Raw genomic sequence first — 2,087 nt, 5'->3', positions numbered from 1 at the left:
CTTCACACGGACCTTGCGGGGCGCCGTCCACCGCCAGCGCACACGGAACGTCGCGGTGCCGTCCGCACGGGTGGTCCGCACCGGCCCGACGCGTCGCCACGCTCCCCGGTGCCGGACGTAGGCCTTCACCCGGACCCCAGCCTCGGGGAAGAACCCGTACGGCCGGGCGACTCGCACGCTCGTCCCCACCCGCAGCACGGAGCCGACGCGTGGCCTGCGAGGGCGCACCGACACCGACGTCGCTGTCCGCGGCCGCCGCAGGGTCAGCCGCGTCGAGGCGAGCACGAGGGGTGCTCGGCCGGTCGCCGACGACCAGGTGACGCGAGACCGGACCGTGAACGTGCCCGGCCTCACCGCGCCCGCGCAGATCCGGAAGGCACCTCGGCCGGCCGCTCCGGCGGTGCTGGGGACGGTCGTCCGGTCGACCACCCGGCCGCTCCCGGCGACGAGGTCGACGGTCAGAGTCCAACCCGGGGCGACACCGCTCAGGGCGTACGAGAAGGGGTGTCCGAAGCAGTTCCGGTAGAGGGTGGCGCTGGTGCTCATGACCCGTCCCGAGGCGGCATGGGCAGGCGAGGTCAGCCCGGAGGTCACCAGGCACCCGCCGAGGACGGCGACGACGACGGCCAGCAGACGACGGAGGGTCACGGTCCGACCTTAGGCGACCTCGAGGTCTGCGCCACCGCACGCGTGGTTCGGAGGTTGGTACAACGCTGGTACGGTCACCGCCATGGCTCCTCAGCAAGGCCCCGACCGTGACCGTTCGACAGTGCCGCTGAGGGCGCACAACGCGATCCCGCGTGATCGCGTGCTCGACGCGGCGCGCGACATCGTCGAGGAGGTGGGCCTGCGCGGCTTCACCATGGCGGACCTCGCCCGCCGGGCCGACGTGTCACGGGCGACGCTCTACCGCACCTGGCCCAACGGCGCCGGTGTCGTGGCCGACCTCTTCACCCGCGAGTTCCGCAACGTCATGCAGCTCGCGATGGGGCAGGTCTCGGCACACGACGCCCGGTCGGTGCTCGTCCGCGGTTCGGTCGCGATCGTGCAGCACACCCGGCGACTGCCGTTCTTGCGGCGCGTGATCGAGCTCGACCCGGAGTTCATCGCGACCTACCTCCTCCACCGACGGGGGAGCAGCACCAACGAGCAGACCCAGCTCCTCGAGGACCTGATCCGCGACGGGCAGAGCGACGGGTCGATCCGAGCCGGAGACGCCTCGATCATGGCGGCGGCGGTCCTGCTCGACGCCTGGTCGTTCGTCATCACCGGGCCGGTCTTCGTCGGAGAGGACCGTCTCGACCCGTTGGACGAAGAGCTCCTGCTGATGCTGGACCGCTATCTCAGCCCCTGACGAGTCGACGTGCTCAGAGGTGCTTGTCGATCTCGGACCAGAACGCCTCTCGCAGCTGCCAGCGGGTCTCGGTCTGGAGCACGCGGTAGCGGTCGTCGCTGTGCGCGACGAGGTCGTTCAGGAGGGTCGAGTCGACGTCTCCGGGGATCGTCGGGCGGGTGGCGACGAGGTCGCGGAGGTCGGCCTGGTTCGCCGAGTCCAGCCAGTTGCGGACGACGGTGCGGACGACCTCGGGGATCACCGCGCGCAGGTCCGCGTCAGGGTCGCCACGATTGGCGCCACCTTGTCCTGTGGTGCTGCTGTAGGCCAACGACACCGCGGGCTCCAGGCGCTCGGGCTGGCCCAACGGTGGGGCCGGGTGCAACCGTGCGACGTCCGAGGGCGTCGGGATCCTCAACCGCGGCGTCACGGTCGCGGCCGCTTCACCCACCGCGGCGGCGGGGGCCGGCTCGTCAGCGGGGACCTCGCGCGGTCGCGGTGACGGCGTGATCGCGGTGCGCAGCAGCTCGACGGGGATGCGCTGTCGACCGTCGACCACCCTGGCGAGGTTCATCGCGGTCGCGTGGATGCCGATGCGCGAGTCGTCGTTGGGCACGTTGAAGAGCGTCACTCGCACGCCGTAGTCCTGCGCCATGTCGACCGCCTCGGTCAGGTCGTCGTCGCCGGAGACGAGGAAGATCTCCGAGACCGCTCCCTGGAGCGCGAGGTTGACGAGATCGAGCGCGATCCTCGT

At 71.3% G+C, this 2,087-nt stretch carries 3 protein-coding genes; 1 reads left to right on the top strand and 2 read right to left on the bottom strand.

Annotated features, from left to right (window positions below; translation table 11 throughout):
- The coding region (locus PV363_RS17540; protein WP_301023054.1) for a hypothetical protein at positions 1-648 on the bottom strand (648 nt) is incomplete at its 3' end.
- 82 nt (positions 649-730) lie between these two features.
- Between PV363_RS17540 and PV363_RS17535 the strand changes: the two genes are divergently transcribed.
- Positions 731-1,354 carry a TetR/AcrR family transcriptional regulator gene (locus tag PV363_RS17535; RefSeq protein WP_220341508.1) on the top strand — a complete coding sequence of 208 codons (624 nt, stop codon included), beginning with the start codon at positions 731-733 and terminating at the stop codon, positions 1,352-1,354.
- 13 nt (positions 1,355-1,367) lie between these two features.
- Here the strand turns inward: PV363_RS17535 and PV363_RS17530 are convergent.
- On the bottom strand, positions 1,368-2,087 hold a 720-nt coding region (locus PV363_RS17530; RefSeq protein WP_301023053.1), incomplete at its 5' end, for an NYN domain-containing protein.

Source organism: Mumia sp. (assembly GCF_028803055.1).
Taxonomy (GTDB): Bacteria; Actinomycetota; Actinomycetes; order Propionibacteriales; family Nocardioidaceae; genus Mumia.
This window is presented reverse-complemented; position numbering and strand designations above follow the sequence as displayed.

What these genes read in the sequence shown, in the direction of transcription:
- PV363_RS17535 (WP_220341508.1), top strand. Translation starts at nt 731, where the DNA reads ATGGCTCCTCAGCAAGGCCCCGACCGTGACCGTTCGACAGTGCCGCTG.